The sequence below is a fragment of the Rhodospirillales bacterium genome, assembly GCA_023898805.1.
Taxonomy (GTDB): Bacteria; Pseudomonadota; Alphaproteobacteria; order Micavibrionales; family UBA1664; genus UBA6145.
Map to the genome: position 1 here is coordinate 1,776,517 of CP060260.1, position 16,519 is coordinate 1,793,035.

Here is a 16,519-nt window from a genome sequence, read left to right on the forward strand (position 1 = left end):
ATACGATGCAGGTGCATGATTGACCTTTATAATCGCGGCATTGGATAATGGAAGGCCATGAAACTCAACTGCCCAGAATGTTCATCCCATTTTGACATCCCCGCCGCCCTGATCGGCCCCGGCGGGCGGCGCATGCGCTGCCCCAAATGCGGCCATGTCTGGCACCAGATGCCGGAACAGGAAAGCGCGCTGTTCGACATTGCCGCGCCGATCGACCCGATTCCCGACTCGGTCCGTCCCGCGCACGGCGATTTGCCTGACGATGAAATCCGTCCAGGCGTGCTTTCCGGCCTGCCCATGGCGTCGCTCGGCCGTGTTCTGGGCGGCTTCGTGCTTGGCTGGGCGCTGGTCGTGGCGCTGGTCTATGCGCTTGCGGCGGGTGATATGTTGCCCCGCGCGCTTTCACCGCTGATGCCGGGCGGGCAGGGGGCGGCGCCGGCCGCCGGGCTGGAATTCCGCGATCTTGAGGCCAGCGCGCACGGCGATGGCGTGGTGCTGACGGGGCGTATTTTCAATGCGGCGGATGCCCCGGCCACCGTGCCGGCGGTCGAAATCACGGCTGAATCCACCCACGGCAAAACCGTGCCCGCCCGCACCGTAAGGCCGGAGGCGGATACGCTCCCGGCTCAGGAATCCGTGCCGTTTTCCGTACAACTGCCCGACGTTCCGGCGGGCGCGCATCTGCGCCTGCGCCTTGTTGCGGACAATTCGTAATAAACCGTTTTTCGCGGCTTTGGCGGGCCTTATCGCGGCACGTCGCCAGATTCCGGCGCGGGATAGGCGCGCGGATACGTGTCGACCACCCCGGCGGGCGCCTTGACCTGACCGGGCTTGACGCCGCAGCCGGAAACCAGTGTCGCGCCTGAAACCAGCGCCGCCGCCAGCATCGCCAGCACAAAAACCTTCTTCATCGTGGCCCTCATATCTTGCTTCGACTATGGTAGTGCCCGGCATGAAAAACGCAACGCGCCTTTACATCCGGATTCTGGTCGCCAACGCCCTGTTGATCGGGGTGGTGATGGCGCTGTGGCAATACCGTTTGCACGGCCCCGGCTTCGCGCCCAGTTTCGCACCCGCCGCTTCCGCACCCATTTCACCGGCCCTCAGCGGCGCTGATGCCGGTCCGTCGGCAGCGGGCGGGGCGATTCTACCCATCAATCCCCCATTACCGTTACCGCCCGCGACCTTTCTGCGCGATCTGGACCATGACGACGATCTGGCAGGCCTGCGCGGGCCAGCCCTGGTCAACCTTTGGGCGACATGGTGCCCGCCTTGCCTCAAGGAAATGCCGACCTTACAAAAACTAAAAGATTTATATAAAGACAAAAACTTACAGGTAATTGCTATATCTTTGGATGAAGTAAAATCGCTGGACGCTTTCCGCGCCCGGACCGCCCGCCTGAATGTCGGACCGGTCGCCCAAAACTGGGACCGGGATGGGCGGGTCTATGCCGCGCTTAACCCGGTGGGGATGCCGATGACCTATCTTCTGGATGCGCAGGGCCGGGTCGTCGCCCGCGTGATCGGTGAACGCGACTGGACGGACGCCGAATCCCGCGCCGCGATCGACCGGCTTTTGCGGGCATCCGGGCTCAGATAATCAAAAACCCAGCTTGCCCAAAGTGCGCTTGAAAACACCGCCTTTGGCATCGGGGGCTTTATCGGTGGCGGCAGCGGCGGCGGCAGGGGCAGGGGCAGGCGGGTTTTGCAATCCATGTACCTTTAGGTAATCCTCGCCCGTCACCGCCAGAACCGTGGTGCCGCCGTTCAGCGAGCTTCGTTTTTCTTGAAAACGGATGTCTTGCATGGACAGGGCGGTTTCGATCCGCGCGCGTTCGCGCCGGTCCATGCCGCCGACATCCAGATATTTGGCCGGAAAACCCTGCGACGTCGTAACCTCCATCCATGGGCTGCCGGCGACGGCTCTGGCACTGTCTTCGTGGGTCATTCTTTTGGTGGCGTCCATCAGCAACTGGACATGGTTTTGCATCGACGCGACCACCGCGTTTGAAACCGTGCCGCCCTGCGGTCCGTTTCCGTCCGCGACACCCAGCAGCAAGGCCCGCTCCGGCAAATCGTTCGGATCGACGATCGCGACATTGACCGAAATATTGTCGCGGCCCTGTTTTCCCGCCAGTGCCTCCGTCGTCGCGATGATGCCTTCAGCCAGTTTGCGCGGGTCGCCGCCGGTCATCATGGCGGCTTGCACGCTGGAACTAAAGGCTTTCACGCGGGCCTGACGTTGGTCGTGGCCCCATTGCACCGCCTGATCGAAATCCAGCTCCATCGGCGGGTTGCCGATGCCGTCGAACACGCCGTCGCTGGCGGGCACGATGATCAGGCGTTCGCCCGGCTGCGCATAATCGCTCAGATGCGCCGCGGTCATGTACCGGCCGCTGCCATCGCCCAGCATGTTCTGCCACGAGCTTTTCAACGCCCCCTCGTCGATCACGTTGCCCATGTAAGGGTTGGGGTGGTGCAGGGTGTTGATCAGTCCCTGCCCGGTGACACGGTTCTGGGCATCGACGGCAAAAATCATCAGCGGGCTGTCGCCCAGCGTGTTTTGCACCAGATGGCCGTCCGGCGTGATCACGGCGGTGGTCAGGGTGGACCCGCTTTGCGTTTCCTTTCCGGCCTTTTCCCCGGCTTCGCAGGCGGTGCGGAAGACATTGAGCGTCATATACTTCATGACATCGTCGACGGCCGTGATGTCCGGCGGCAAAAAGCCGGATATCGTCGCGTCATGCTGGACATCACCGTATTTACTGCCGCAATCCTGCGCTTGTCCGACCCGTATCACGCACACCCCCACCGGACTCATGCCCGGATTCATAGCTATATGCGCCCAAGTCTAAGGGATAAAAATTAATATTTACGTAAAATTACAAGGACTAAACCTTGGCGGTCAGCTCCGGCACCGCCATGAACAGATCAGCGACCAGCCCGTAATCCGCGACCTGAAAGATCGGCGCTTCCGGGTCCTTGTTGATGGCGACGATGACCTTGGAATCCTTCATCCCCGCCAGATGCTGGATCGCGCCGGAAATCCCCGCCGCGATGTACAGGTCGGGCGCGACCACCTTGCCGGTTTGCCCCACCTGATAATCGTTGGGCACATACCCCGCATCGACCGCGGCGCGCGATGCGCCGACGGCACCGCCCAGCTTGTCGGCCAGCGCCTCGATGATCTTGAAGTTTTCGGCCGAACCCACGCCGCGCCCGCCGGATACGACGATACGCGCCGCGGTCAGTTCGGGCCGCGCGGATTTAGAGATTTCCGCGCCGACAAAGGCCGCAAGCCCCTGATCGCCGGTGCCATCCCGCGCCTCGATCGCGGCGCTGCCGCCGGTGGCGGGGGCCGGGTCGAACCCGGTCGCGCGCACGGTGACGACCTTGATCTTGTCGCCCGATTGCACCGTGGCAAGGGCGTTGCCCGCGTAAATGGGCCGCACGAACGTATCCGGGGCGGCCACCGCGATAATGTCCGAAACCTGCTGCACGTCCAAAAGCGCGGCGACGCGCGGCATCAGGTTTTTCCCGAAACTGGTCGCGGGCGCAAGGATATAGGCGTAACCCGGCAGGTTTGCGACCAGCGGCGCCAGATTCTCCGCGATGCCGTGCGCATAGGCGGGATCGTCGCTTTTGATGACCTTGGCCACGCCCGCGATCTGCGCGGCGGCGTTGGCGGCTCCGTCGCAGCCCGAACCGGCCACCAGCACATGAATGTCCCCGCCGATTTTCGCGGCGGCGGCGACGGTGTTCAGCGTCGCGCTTTTCAACGCCGCATTGTCGTGTTCGGCAACAACAAGAATGGTCATGCGATCACCTTGGCTTCGTTTTTCAGTTTCTCGATCAGCGTATCGACGTCCGGCACCTTGACCCCACCCTTGCGTTTGGGCGGCTCCGCGACCGAAAGGGTCTTGAGGCGCGGCGCGATATCGACGCCCAGCGCGGCGGGCTCCAGCGTTTCCATCGGCTTTTTCTTGGCCTGCATGATGGCGGGCAGGGCGGCGTAACGCGGGGTATTGAGGCGCAGATCGGTGGTCACGATGCAAGGCAGCTTCAGCGCCAGCGTTTCAAGCCCGCCGTCGATTTCCCGCGTGACCGAAACCTTGCCGTCCGCGACCGCGACCTTGGAGGCAAACGTCCCCTGCGGCCAGTTCATCAGCGCCGCCAGCATCTGCCCGGTCTGGTTGGAATCGTCGTCGATCGCCTGCTTGCCCATGATCACCATTTGCGGGGCCTCTTTTTCAAGCAGCTTTTGCAGGATTTTCGCGACCGCCAGCGGTTCGACGGTTTCGTTCGTGCTGATCAGGATGCCGCGATCCGCGCCCATCGCCATCGCCGCGCGGATGGTGTCGCCTGCTTGCGCGGGGCCGATCGACACGGCGACGATTTCGCTCGCGATCTTGGCTTCCTTCAGCTTGACCGCTTCCTCGACCGCGATCTCGTCGAACGGGTTCATCGACATTTTGACGTTGGCCAGATCGACGCCGGTGCCGTCCGCCTTGACGCGGATCTTGACGTTGTAATCGACCACCCGCTTGACGGGGACAAGAATTTTCATGGCGCTTCCCTTCTATTCGCAAACATTATAAACGCGAAACGCCCAAGGGCCAGCCCCCTAAACGGGAAGGTTTTGCGGCGTTGCGAAATGCGCGGGATCAGTGCTTGCGTGCGTGGATGAAGTAATTGACCGCGACGTCCCGCGCGTCGGGCACGAATTCCCCGCGCCGCAGGTCGTAGACAAGGCCGGTGATATCGGCGATTTTGGCGCGTGCGCCCATCATCGCCGCGATTTCCGACGGCTTTTTGAATTTGCGCCAGTCATGCGTGCCGCGCGGCACCCATCCCAGCACGTATTCCGCCGCGATCTTGCCCAGCGCCAGCGATTTGGCGGTACGGTTGAGTGTCGACAGGATGATGCTCCCGCCCGGACGGGTCAGTGCCAGCAGCGAGTCGATGAATAATTGCGGATGGTCGACATGCTCGATGATCTCCAGCGCCAGCACGGTGTCGAATGATCCCTTAAACCGTTCGGCGGTGGTGCAGTGATAATCGATTTTAAGCCCGGATTCTTGTGCGTGCGCCTGCGCCGCCGCGACGTTTTCCGCCCCGGCGTCGATGCCGGTCATGCGCGCGCCCAACCGGGCAAGCGGTTCGCACACCAGCCCGCCGCCGCACCCGACGTCCAGAATACGCTGGTTTTTCAAAGGTCCGGCCCAATCGCGGATGATGCCGATGCGCGCCGGGTTCAGGGCATGCAAAGGTTGCATCGGCCCGTCCTCATTCCACCATTGCGCGGCGAGGGCGGTAAAGTTATCAATCTCCTGAGCATTGGCCGTAGATCGCATAGGAACGGGTTTTACCCCACATGGACACGCTTGTCATGAAGTTTGGCGGCACTTCCGTCGCCAATCTGGAACGCATCGAAAACGCGGCCGCCAAGGTCGCGGCCGAAATCGCGCGCGGCAACCGCTGCGCGGTCGTGGTTTCGGCGATGGCGGGCGTCACCAACCAGCTGGTGCAATGGTGTAACGAACTGACGCCGGATTACGACGCGCGCGAATACGACGCGGTGGTGGCGACCGGCGAACAGGTGACGGCGGGGCTGATGGCGATCGCGCTGCAAAAACGCGGCATCGACGCGCGCTCGTGGCAAGGCTGGCAGGCAGGCATCGTTTCCACCCACGCCCATGGACGCGCCCGTATTCAGGATATTGAATCGGGCGGCCTGCGCGCCGCGCTGGACCGGGGCGAGGTACCGGTGGTCGCTGGTTTTCAGGGCGTAAGCGCCGAAGGTCGCATCACCACGCTGGGCCGCGGCGGGTCCGACACTTCGGCGGTGGCGCTGGCCGCGGCGCTGAAGGCCGATCGTTGCGACATCTATACCGATGTCGACGGCGTCTACACCACCGACCCGCGTCTGGTGAAGGAAGCGCGCAAACTCAAACGTGTCTCCTTCGAAGAAATGCTTGAAATGGCCTCGGTCGGGGCCAAGGTGCTGCAGATCCGCTCGGTCGAGCTGGCGATGAAATGCGCGATGAAATTACAGGTTTTATCCAGTCTGGAATCCGCTATCGGCAGCGATCTGCCGGGCACCCTGCTGGTCAAGGAGGAAGACATGCTCGAATCCCACGTCATATCGGGAATCACCTGTTCCAGGGACGAGGCCAAGATCACCTATCTCGGCGTTGCCGACCAGCCGGGTATGGCGGCCCGCGCGGTGAAGCCGTTGGCCGATGCGGGCATCACGCTCGACATGATCGTCCAGAATATCGCGCCGGACGGAAAGACGACGGATTTTACCTTTACCGTGCCGCGCGCCGACCTGGCTCGCGCGCTGAAATGCCTGCAAGGCACGGGCATCGTAGGACGGGAAATCATTTCGGACGACAAAATCGCCAAAGTTTCGGTCATCGGCATCGGTATGCGCACGCATCCCGAAGTGGTACTGAAAATGTTTGAAACGCTGGCCGAAAAGGGGATCAACATCAAGGCCATCGCGACCTCGGAAATCAAGATCAGCGTGCTTTTGGATGAACAGGATGCCGATACCGCCGTCCGCGTTCTTCACGCCGCCTTCATGCTGCATGAAAGCTGAAATCGAAATCGCCGACCGCAACGACCCGGATGCGGTGGCGGCCGCGCTTGCCGGGTTGCAGGCCCATGACGCGGCCTTCACGGCGCATGGCGAATGCACGCTGTTTCAGGCGCTGATACGCGACGGTTCCGGACAGATCGCCGCCGCGCTGGTCGCGCAGGCCTTTTACGGGTGGATGTATGTCCAGTATCTATGGGTGGACGATGCCCGTCGCGGGCAAGGGGATGGAACGAAGCTGATGCAGGCGGCGGAAACCCGCGCCCGCGAACTGGGGTGCATCGGCATGCGGGCCAACACCCTGTCGTTTCAGGCGCGCGGGTTCTACGAAAAACTTGGGTATGCGGTTTTCGCGACCCTGCCCGATTACCCACCCGGCCACGCCATGCACATGTTTAAAAAGCGCATTTAAACGGCATCCGATACCCTTTCGGGTATGGGGCGCGTAGGCTTGGAATCTCGTTTTTTACATTCCAAACGGGGGGCGGGGCGGCTATATAAGGTCCCATGCTCAAACTTAGAATGGCCGACCAGAACATTCTGGACCACTACACCGATCTGCCGGTGGGCGAGGTGCTGCGCCGTGCGCGTGTGCAATTCGGTCTGGAACTGCCCTATGTCGGCGCGCAGCTCAACATCCGGCCCGAACATCTGGCCGCGATCGAGGCGGGGGACATCAGCCGTCTGCCGGGCCGTGTCTATGCGATCGGCTTCGTGCGCACCTATGCCGACTATCTGCGTCTTGATTCCGACAAGCTGGTCTATCTGTTCAAATCGCAGGTCATCGGCCACACCGCCAGCCGCGATCTGAATTTCCCCATTCCCGTGACCGAAAGCCGCTCGCCCGCATGGTGGATGGTCGGCGCTTCACTGGGCACGCTGGCGATCATCGGTTTGCTGTTCTGGATTCTCGGCGGCGGCGGGGAGCCGGAGCCGCAAATGCCCGCCGCCGTCGCAAAGACGGAAAACACCCCCGCAAGCACAACGCCGGCTGCACCGGCGACACCGGTGACGGAAGGCGCGTCCGCGCCGGATCAAACGTCGGCCCAGCCCGCCGTGCCTGCGGGCAAGTTGAAGATCACCGCCGCCGATGCCAGCTGGGTCGAAATCCGCGACGCCGACAAGCCCGACGCGATCCTGTTTTCGCGCGTACTCAAAAAGGGTGAAAGCACGTCCATTCCGTTGACCGGCAATCTGACGCTTTCCACCGGCAATGCCGGGGCGGTGTCGTTCGATTGGAATGGCAAGCCGGTCGATGTGCTGGAAGGTCGGCGCGGCGTCGTGCGCAACCTGCCGATCAGCGCGCTGGTGGCCAACAAGGCCGCGCCTGCAACCAAAGGCAAGGGACAATGAGCGGCGGCGACCCGACCCTGCTGCGCCCCTGGCGCCACATCGCGCGCCGCAAATCGCGCCGCATCATGGTGGGTGACGTCCCGGTGGGCGGCGACGCGCCGATCACGGTCCAAACCATGACCAACACGCGCACCTCGGACGCGCAGGCGACGATCCGCCAGATCCGCGCGATGGAGGCGGCGGGCGCCGACATCATCCGCGTTTCCTGCCCGGACGAGGAATCGACCGCCGCGTTTCCTGAAATCGTCAGGGCCGCGAAGGTGCCGCTGGTCGCGGATATCCATTTTCATTACCGCCGCGGGATCGAGGCGGCGAAGGCCGGTGCCGCCTGCCTGCGCATCAATCCGGGCAATATCGGCGCGCCCGAACGCGTGCGCGAACTGATCCGTGCGGCAAAAGACAACAACTGTGCCATTCGCATCGGCGTCAACGCGGGCAGTCTTGAACGCGACCTGCTGGAAAAATACGGTGAACCATGCCCCGACGCGATGCTGGAAAGCGCGCTGCGTCATATCCGGATTCTTGAAGACAACGACTTTTTCAACTTCAAGATTTCCTGCAAGGCTTCGGACGTGTTCATGGCGGTCGCCGCCTATCAGCTTTTGGCCGACGCTTGCGATTATCCCCTGCATCTGGGCATTACCGAGGCCGGGGGATTGCGCGCCGGCACGGTAAAATCGGCCATCGGCATCGGCAACCTGCTTTGGGCGGGGATCGGCGATACGATCCGCGTATCGCTTTCCGCCGACCCGGTGGAGGAAGTGAAGGTCGGTTTCGACATCCTCAAATCGCTGGGCCTGCGCCATCGGGGCGTCAACGTCGTCGCCTGTCCGTCCTGCGCGCGCCAGCAATTCGACGTGATCAAAACCGTCGAGATTCTGGAATCGCGCCTTGCGCATGTCACGACCCCGATGACCCTGAGCATCATCGGCTGCGTCGTCAACGGTCCCGGCGAGGCGCTGATGACCGATATCGGCCTGACCGGCGGCGGCCGTGGCACGCACCAGATTTATCTGGGCGGCGAGCAGCACCACCGCATTCAGGAAGGCAAAGAGGATTTGATCGACCACATCGTGTCGCTGGTCGAGGCGCGCGCGCGCGAAATCGAAGCCGCCGCAAACGGAAAGGAAGCAGCATGATACCGGATGATATTTTTGATCTGCGGCATATAGGATGGTTTCGCAAGGGGCGTTTGAAACTATCTTTTGCTTTGCGCGCGGCAGCTTTTCCGATGCCTGAAAACACGCAGTTGCTGGAAGCTTCTATTGTAAGCCGGATATTTGCTGACGATGTCCGGAACGGGCCGCGCACGAAAAAAGGCAAGGATATTTTTCGCATGGCTCGTGATTTTGGATTGAATAAGGACGACGCCGGGCGGGTCGTGCGTCATTTTCGTTGGGGCGAACTATGTATGCGCATCGCGCATGTGAAGGAACGTGAAGCGGGCATGGCGGCTATAAAAAAACACCTCGCCGCGTCGTCCGGTGTCATTTAAGTTTCCAAATCATGGCCTTTGAAGCGCATATCGAAACCATTTTATCCCGCCACCGCGAACTGGCCGCGCTGATGGCCGACCCGGCGCGGGCGGGCGATTTTGCGAAACTGTCCAAGGAATACGCGGACCTGCAACCCGTGGTCGATGCCGCTGCCGCTTACCGCGCCGCGATGAAGGAGCGCGCGGACCTCGACGCGCTGCTCGACGATCCGGAAATGAAGGCGGCCGCGCAAGAGGAGTTGATCGTCCTTAAGGACAGGATTCCGGCGCTGGAGGAGGCGCTGCACCTGGCCCTGCTGCCCCGCGATGCCGCCGATGAACGCAGCGCCATTCTCGAAATCCGCGCCGGCACCGGCGGGCAGGAGGCTGCGCTGTTCGCGGGCGACCTGCTGCGCATGTACAAGGCCTATGCCGCGATCCACAACTGGCGCTTTGAAATCATGGATGCCAGCGAAAGCGATCTTGGCGGCGTCAAGGACGTGGTGGTGTCGGTCGAAGGCGCGGGCGTCTTCGCGCGCCTGAAATACGAATCCGGCGTCCACCGCGTCCAGCGCGTTCCGGAAACCGAGGCGTCGGGCCGCGTCCACACCTCCGCCGCCACGGTCGCGGTGCTGCCGGAGGCCGAGGAAGCCGACATCCACATCAACGAAAACGATCTGCGTATCGACACCTATCGCGCGTCCGGCGCCGGGGGCCAGCACGTCAACCGCACCGATTCCGCGATCCGTATCACCCACATCCCCACCGGCACCGTGGTCGCCATGCAGGAGGAACGCTCCCAGCACAAAAACCGCGCCAAGGCGATGAAGATCCTCAAAAGCCGGATTCTCGACGCCGAGCGTCAGAAACTGGCCGCCGATCGCGCGGCCGACCGCAAATCGCAAGTGGGGTCGGGCGACCGGTCAGAACGCATCCGCACCTATAATTTTCCCCAAGGGCGCGTCACCGACCATCGCGTCAACCTGACGCTTTACGCCATCGACCGGGTGATGAACGGGCAAGACCTGGATACCATCGTCGATGCTCTGACCCGCGAGGATCAGGCTGAAAAAATGGCCAGCCTTCAAAACGGGGCATAGCCGGCCTTTCTTTGATCGGCTTTGGGCAGGTAAAGCGCAAAATTTGATATTTTCTATGTAAAATATTATGATAAAGCCCGGTTTAAGGGTGTTCAAACGATGAAAAAAATATTTACCCGCATGGCGTCCGGCGCGGCGGACACGTTCAGGACCGTGTTTTTCAAGCCACGCGGCATTATCCTGAATGCGCAGATCGACGATGTGTTCCAGAGTGATGAAAGCCCCGCTTTGAAACGCTACGACATATGCGAGATTCATTACGGCGCGAATATCTGGAAAATTCGTCAGCTCTCGCATGAAAGGGGCCCAGACGGCGTATTTGCCGATAAGCAGGATGGTGTTATCGGGGAAAATCTTTCCCCGGATCAGGTTTATCTCTCGCTGCTGGATCGCCTTGATCCTCCTGAACTGGAAAGACTGCGGGACTTTCTGCAAGAGGTCATGAATCCCGAACAAAGAAGACTGGTGAATCACTGGCTGCTCACGCACCGGGTGCCCCGCGCAAAAATGGCATGCCATTTTTAAAATCAGTGACAGCCTATCCCAGACCGCTTGGCCGACGGCTCGAAACCACCCTATAAATACGCATGCGCCTTGGCGATTTATACCAATCCATCCGTGCGCGGCTGCGCGATGCCGGGCTTGAAACCCCGGACCTCGACGCGCGCCTGCTGATCGCCCATGCGACAGGCTGCGCGCCGGACGACACGCTGCTCAAGCCCGACGCGCCGGTAACGCCTTCCGCGCGGCTGGATGAATGGATCGCCCGCCGCATCGCGCGCGAACCCGTATCGAAAATCATCGGCCGCCGTGGCTTTTACGGTCTGGAATTCGAGGTCACGCCGGACGTTCTCGACCCGCGCCCGGACACCGAGGCGCTGATCGATGCGGCGCGCGAAGCCATGCCGCCCGATGCCCGCATCCTTGATCTGTGCACCGGGTCCGGCTGCATCGCGCTTACGCTTCTTACGTTGTTCCCCGGCGCGCGTGCCACCGCCACGGATATCAGCGCCGCCGCGCTGGATGTCGCGAAACGCAACGCCGCCCGCCTGAACCTGCAAAATCGCGCCACCTTTGTTCAGGCATCGTGGCTTGATCGTATCGACGGCGTCTTCGATTGCATTGCCTGCAACCCGCCCTATATTCCCGCCGCCGACATCGCGGGCCTTGATGACGGCGTGCGATTCCATGACCCGCTGCTCGCCCTTGACGGCGGGGCGGACGGGCTGGATCCGTATCGAATCGTTTTTCCACAGATTCGCGCGCGCCTTGCGCCCGACGCTCGCGCGTATTTTGAATGCGGGGCGGGGCAGGCGGGTGATGTCGCGCGACTCGGCGCGCAGGCGGGCTTGCGGGTGATCGAAACCGTGCGCGACCTCGACGGGCGTGAACGAGTCGTCGTTCTGGCGTAACGCGTGCAAGCGAAAAGAATCCGTTTTTCCTACTTGAGATTGCTTTCGTCGCCGCATTAAGGTCGCCTCTGTTTTCCGCGATATGGGTTTACCGCTGCGCGAAAGTGCAAAGGGATACTTTGTTTGTGGAAATCTAACCGCCTGAAAAGACTCGTGCTTTGGCCAATGCCATGTTTTCGCCACGAATTTCTTGCAAAGGCGAACGAATACCATAGGCTTTAAGTATGTGGATAAGTTTGTGATTATCCGCGCCCGGTGTGGGGTTTGGCGAAAAATAAAAGCAGGACAAAGGGAACATGAGACACAACAACCGACGCATGAAAGGCCGCAACCAGAACGGATCGAACGGCCCCCGTCGCGGCAACAACGTGCCGCCCCGGATGCAGGTTTTCGATTCCAACGGCCCCGATGTCCGCATCCGCGGCACCGCTTGGCAGGTGCATGAGAAATATCTGGCACTGGCCAAGGACGCTGCCGCGTCCGGCGACAGCATCATGGCCGAAAACTATATGCAGCATGCCGAACATTATCAGCGCATCATCAACACCTTCGCTGATCAGATGGGTGGCAACTGGACGCCCCAGCAGGCCCAGGCCGCGCAGGCGGGCGACGATGCCGACATGGACGGCAACGCGATCGACGCCGCCATCCCGCAGCCGCAGCAGCAGGCCGCCCCGCGTGCCGAACGGCGTGAAGATACGCGCCGCGACGACCTTGGTCTGCCGTCCAGCCTGTTCGGCAAGCCCGCCGCCGCGCCCGCCGCGCTTGAGTCAGCGTAAACCTGATCCGCAAAGGTCGCGGGCCTGACAAAAGACACAATTACCCCTCATGTTTAAAAAAGCCCCGGCGTGCGCGCCGGGGCTTTTTGACGCCGAAAACCAGACAAGAAAACAAGACATGTCCAGCCTCGACCGCCGCGATACCCTGCTTGCACTGGCTGTCATCCTGATCTGGGGGGCGCATTTCGCGGTCATCAAGGCGGGTGTGACGCAGCTTGGGCCCTTCGTCAGCCTGACGCTGCGCTTCGGCCTGACCGCGCTGGCCTTCGCGCCGTTCGCGCGCTGGCCGGGCTGGCCCGTGTTCCGGCGCATGGCGATTGTCGGCGTTTTGATGGGCGTCATCCATCAAGGGCTGTTATTCGCCGCGCTTGGCCGCCTCGACAGCGCCAGCGTCGCGGTCCTGATGCAATCGCAGACGATTTTCGCGGTCCTGATGGGCTGGATGATCCTGCGCGAACGTTTCGGCTGGCGCACTGCGCTGGGGCTGGGGGTGGGGGCGCTCGGCCTCGTCGTCATGCTTGGCGTGCCCGATGTCGCCGCAAGCCTTGGCGGTTTCGCGCTCGCCATGGCGTCGTCGCTGGTGCTTTCCTATGCCTATATCCGGATGCGCCAGCTTTCGCATGTCCACGGGCCGACTTTGATCGCCGTGCTCAACGGCGTGTCCTTTCCCTTCGCGTTGCTTGCATCCTTCACCCTTGCCGCGGGCGACCGGGGCTGGGCGCACGCTCCGGCGGCGGATTGGCGCATCGTCGGCTTCGTGCTGGCCTATCAAGTGGGGCTGGTCAGTTTTTCCCATTCCCTGTGGCAAAAGCTGCTGGCGCGTAACGAAGTCGCGCGCGTCACCTGTTATACGCTTTTGATGCCGCCGATCGCGATTGCCGTGGGCGTGATCTTCATGGGTACGCCGCTGACCCGCCAGTTGTTCGAGGGCGCGGGCCTGATCCTCGCCGGCCTCGGCATCGTCGTTCTGCGCCGGGTCCAGAAACACCGCAACGCGCCGCTTGCGGCGGTGGAATAAGCACCACCCGGCAGACAGCGGCAAAACCCTTGCGATAAGGAATAAAGTCCTATACACTGAATCGCATGGCGATCGCGCTTCTTGAAAGGCGGTTGCAAATCCTATGAGATGCCCACCATGGGGTCTTGAAAGAAAGGTGCCGAAATGGACTTTGAGAAAATGACCGAAAAGGTGCGCGGATTTTTCCAGGCCGCGCAAACCCTTGCCACTCGCAAAAACCACCAGAGCCTAGAGCCGGAACACCTGCTGCGCGTGATGATGGACGACGACACCGGTCTTGTCGACACGCTGCTGCGCGGGGGCGGGGCAAGCCCGGAAAAACTCAAATTCGCGCTTGACCGCGCGCTGGCGAAATTTCCGCAGGTGACGGGCGGCGGCGCGGGCTTGCGCCTTTCGACCGATCTGAACAAGATCGCGGATTCCGCGCAGGTGCTGGCCGAAAAATCCGGCGACAAATTCATCACCACCGAACGCCTGTTGCAGGCGATGCTGCTGGCGCGCACCGCGCCGGTCGCCGAATTGCTGATGGAAGCGGGGCTGGACGACAAGGCGCTGAACACCGCCGTCAACGACCGCCGCAAGGGCCGCACCGCCGACAGCGCGGGGGCCGAGGACCAGTTCGACGCGTTGAAAAAATACGCGCGCGACATGACCGAAATTGCACGTAGCGGCAAACTCGACCCCGTGATCGGCAGGGACGAGGAGATCCGCCGCACGATTCAGGTCCTAAGCCGCCGCACCAAGAACAACCCGGTCCTGATCGGCGAACCCGGCGTCGGCAAGACCGCGATCGTCGAAGGTCTGGCCCTGCGCATCGTCAACGGCGACGTGCCGGAATCGCTCAAGAACAAACGGCTGCTCGCGCTCGATCTCGGCGGATTGCTGGCTGGCGCGAAATTCCGCGGCGAGTTCGAGGAACGCCTCAAGGCCGTGATGGATGAAATCAAACAGGCGGCGGGCGAAATCATCCTGTTCCTCGACGAAATGCACACCATCGTCGGCGCGGGCAAGGCCGAAGGCTCGATGGACGCGGGCAACATGCTCAAACCCGCGCTTTCGCGCGGCGAACTGCACATGGTCGGCGCGACCACGCTGGACGAATACCGCAAGCACATCGAAAAGGACGCGGCGCTGGCAAGGCGCTTCCAGCCCGTGTTTGTCGAGGAGCCGACGGTGGCCGATACCATCTCCATCCTGCGCGGCCTGAAGGAGAAATACGAACTCCACCACGGCGTGCGCGTGACCGACGCGGCCATCGTCGCGGCGGCGCAGCTTTCCAACCGCTACATCACCAACCGCTTTTTGCCCGACAAGGCGATCGACTTGATCGACGAGGCGGCGGCCCGTCTGCGCATGCAGGTCGACTCGAAGCCGGAGGAGCTGGACGAGATCGACCGCCGCGTGATGCAGATGAAGATCGAACAGGCGGCGCTTGGCAAGGAAAAGGACGAGGCGTCGAAGGACCGTCTGCAAACGCTGGAAAAGGAACTGACCGCGCTGGAAAAGCAATCGGCCGACCTGACCTCGCGCTGGAAGGCGGAAAAGGACAAGCTGGGTCAGGCCCAGAAATTGACCGAGGCGCTGGACAAGGCGCGCATCGCGCTTGAACAGGCGCAACGCTCCGGCGACTGGGCCAAGGCGGGCGAGATTTCCTATTCCGTGATTCCCGACATTGAAAAGAAACTCAAGGCGACCGAGGGCGCGTCCAAACAGGCGATGATCAACGAGGAGGTGCGCGAGGAAGACGTGGCCGAGGTGGTCAGCCGCTGGACCGGCATTCCCGTTTCCAAGATGCTGGAGGGGGAAAAGGACAAGCTTCTGGCGCTGGAAGCGCAGCTTTCCAAACGCGTGGTCGGGCAGGAACAGGCCATCACCGCCGTCGCCAACGCGGTGCGCCGCGCGCGCGCGGGGTTGCAGGACCCCAACCGCCCCATCGGTTCGTTTCTGTTCCTTGGTCCCACCGGCGTGGGCAAGACCGAACTGACCAAGGCGCTGGCCGAATTCCTGTTCGACGACGACACCGCGATGGTGCGCATCGACATGTCCGAATACATGGAAAAACATTCGGTCGCGCGGCTGATCGGCGCACCACCGGGCTATGTGGGATATGACGAGGGCGGGGCGCTGACCGAAGCGGTGCGCAGAAGGCCCTATCAGGTCATATTGTTCGACGAGGTCGAAAAGGCGCACCCCGATGTGTTCAACGTGCTGCTTCAAGTGCTCGACGACGGGCGCCTGACGGACGGGCAGGGGCGCACGGTGGATTTCACCAACACGTTGCTGATTATGACCTCGAATATCGGGGCCGAGCTGCTCGTGAACCTCAAGGACGGCGAGGACGTGGAAAAAGCCAGAAAAGGCGTGATGGACGAAGTCCGCACCCGCTTCCGGCCCGAATTCCTGAACCGTCTGGATGAAATCCTGCTTTTCCGCAGGCTCGACCGTACCCATATGGGCGCGATCGTGGACATCCAGCTCACCCGCCTGCAAAAGCTGCTGGAGGGGCGCAAGGTGACGCTGGACGTCACGCCGGACGCGCGGGAATTTCTGGGCGAACGCGGCTACGACCCGGCCTATGGCGCTCGCCCGCTCAAGCGCGTGATCCAGACTTATGTCCAGAATCCGTTGGCGGAACGCCTGCTCAAGGGCGAAATCCTTGACGGCGCGCGTGTGACCATCGGTCTGGCCAAGGGGGAGCTGACCTTTACGCCGTCTGTGGGTAAATCGGGCAAAACCAAAGCCGCCTGATTGCCGCCGACCGGCGCGCCGCTACAATGCCCCG

General features: G+C 62.1%; 18 protein-coding genes. 13 read left to right on the forward strand and 5 right to left on the reverse strand.

The window, feature by feature from the left end:
* Positions 1 to 57 precede the first annotated feature (57 nt).
* Entirely contained in the window at positions 58 to 714 is a 657-nt protein-coding gene (locus H6866_08785) for a zinc-ribbon domain-containing protein (GenBank protein ID USO07494.1), read from the forward strand.
* 29 nt (positions 715 to 743) lie between these two features.
* On the opposite strand, the gene H6866_08790 is transcribed toward H6866_08785, so the two are convergent.
* The gene (locus tag H6866_08790; protein USO07495.1) at positions 744 to 911 is read right to left on the reverse strand and encodes a hypothetical protein; all 168 of its coding nucleotides are present in this window, start codon (positions 909 to 911) and stop codon (positions 744 to 746) included.
* Positions 912 to 952: 41 nt separating this feature from the next.
* Between H6866_08790 and H6866_08795 the strand changes: the two genes are divergently transcribed.
* Entirely contained in the window at positions 953 to 1,600 is a 648-nt protein-coding gene (locus H6866_08795; protein ID USO07496.1) for a TlpA family protein disulfide reductase, read from the forward strand.
* Here the strand turns inward: H6866_08795 and H6866_08800 are convergent, their stop codons facing one another.
* The 4 genes from H6866_08800 to ubiG form a co-directional block, all read right to left on the reverse strand.
* Positions 1,601 to 2,821 (reverse strand): protein phosphatase 2C family protein, encoded by a 1,221-nt coding sequence (locus tag H6866_08800; protein ID USO07497.1) that lies wholly within the window; start codon positions 2,819 to 2,821, stop codon positions 1,601 to 1,603.
* A gap of 70 nt (positions 2,822 to 2,891) precedes the next feature.
* Entirely contained in the window at positions 2,892 to 3,818 is a 927-nt protein-coding gene (locus H6866_08805) for an electron transfer flavoprotein subunit alpha/FixB family protein (GenBank protein USO07498.1), read from the reverse strand.
* Entirely contained in the window at positions 3,815 to 4,567 is a 753-nt protein-coding gene (locus H6866_08810) for an electron transfer flavoprotein subunit beta/FixA family protein (GenBank protein ID USO07499.1), read from the reverse strand. The genes H6866_08805 and H6866_08810 overlap by 4 nt, the downstream gene beginning before the upstream one ends.
* Before the next feature lie 97 nt (positions 4,568 to 4,664).
* Entirely contained in the window at positions 4,665 to 5,354 is a 690-nt protein-coding gene (gene ubiG / locus H6866_08815) for a bifunctional 2-polyprenyl-6-hydroxyphenol methylase/3-demethylubiquinol 3-O-methyltransferase UbiG (GenBank protein USO07500.1), read from the reverse strand.
* Between the two features lie 20 nt (positions 5,355 to 5,374).
* On the opposite strand from ubiG, the gene H6866_08820 reads away from it, so the two are divergent.
* From H6866_08820 to clpB, 11 genes are all read left to right on the forward strand, one after another.
* The gene (locus tag H6866_08820) at positions 5,375 to 6,604 is read left to right on the forward strand and encodes an aspartate kinase (GenBank protein ID USO07501.1); all 1,230 of its coding nucleotides are present in this window, start codon (positions 5,375 to 5,377) and stop codon (positions 6,602 to 6,604) included.
* A complete protein-coding gene (locus tag H6866_08825) occupies positions 6,594 to 7,013 on the forward strand; it encodes a GNAT family N-acetyltransferase (protein USO07502.1) in 420 nt (139 codons plus the stop codon). Before H6866_08820 ends, H6866_08825 begins: the two co-directional genes overlap by 11 nt.
* 95 nt (positions 7,014 to 7,108) lie before the next feature.
* Positions 7,109 to 7,954: a helix-turn-helix domain-containing protein gene (locus H6866_08830; GenBank protein ID USO07503.1), complete on the forward strand. Its 846-nt coding sequence runs from the start codon at positions 7,109 to 7,111 to the stop codon at positions 7,952 to 7,954.
* Positions 7,951 to 9,093, forward strand: a complete 1,143-nt coding sequence (ispG, locus tag H6866_08835) for a flavodoxin-dependent (E)-4-hydroxy-3-methylbut-2-enyl-diphosphate synthase (protein ID USO07504.1) — start codon at positions 7,951 to 7,953, stop codon at positions 9,091 to 9,093. Before H6866_08830 ends, ispG begins: the two co-directional genes overlap by 4 nt.
* Entirely contained in the window at positions 9,090 to 9,449 is a 360-nt protein-coding gene (locus H6866_08840) for a hypothetical protein (GenBank protein USO07505.1), read from the forward strand. The genes ispG and H6866_08840 overlap by 4 nt, the downstream gene beginning before the upstream one ends.
* An 11-nt stretch (positions 9,450 to 9,460) precedes the next feature.
* Positions 9,461 to 10,528, forward strand: a complete 1,068-nt coding sequence (gene prfA / locus H6866_08845) for a peptide chain release factor 1 (GenBank protein ID USO07506.1) — start codon at positions 9,461 to 9,463, stop codon at positions 10,526 to 10,528.
* Positions 10,529 to 10,627: 99 nt separating this feature from the next.
* Positions 10,628 to 11,053 (forward strand): hypothetical protein, encoded by a 426-nt coding sequence (locus H6866_08850; GenBank protein ID USO07507.1) that lies wholly within the window; start codon positions 10,628 to 10,630, stop codon positions 11,051 to 11,053.
* 62 nt (positions 11,054 to 11,115) lie between these two features.
* The gene (prmC, locus tag H6866_08855) at positions 11,116 to 11,940 is read left to right on the forward strand and encodes a peptide chain release factor N(5)-glutamine methyltransferase (protein ID USO07508.1); all 825 of its coding nucleotides are present in this window, start codon (positions 11,116 to 11,118) and stop codon (positions 11,938 to 11,940) included.
* A 296-nt stretch (positions 11,941 to 12,236) separates the two neighbouring features.
* Positions 12,237 to 12,719 (forward strand): DUF4167 domain-containing protein, encoded by a 483-nt coding sequence (locus H6866_08860; GenBank protein ID USO07509.1) that lies wholly within the window; start codon positions 12,237 to 12,239, stop codon positions 12,717 to 12,719.
* Between the two features lie 118 nt (positions 12,720 to 12,837).
* Positions 12,838 to 13,737: a DMT family transporter gene (locus H6866_08865; GenBank protein ID USO07510.1), complete on the forward strand. Its 900-nt coding sequence runs from the start codon at positions 12,838 to 12,840 to the stop codon at positions 13,735 to 13,737.
* 144 nt (positions 13,738 to 13,881) lie between these two features.
* A complete protein-coding gene (clpB, locus tag H6866_08870) occupies positions 13,882 to 16,485 on the forward strand; it encodes an ATP-dependent chaperone ClpB (protein USO07511.1) in 2,604 nt (867 codons plus the stop codon).
* Positions 16,486 to 16,519 lie beyond the last annotated feature (34 nt).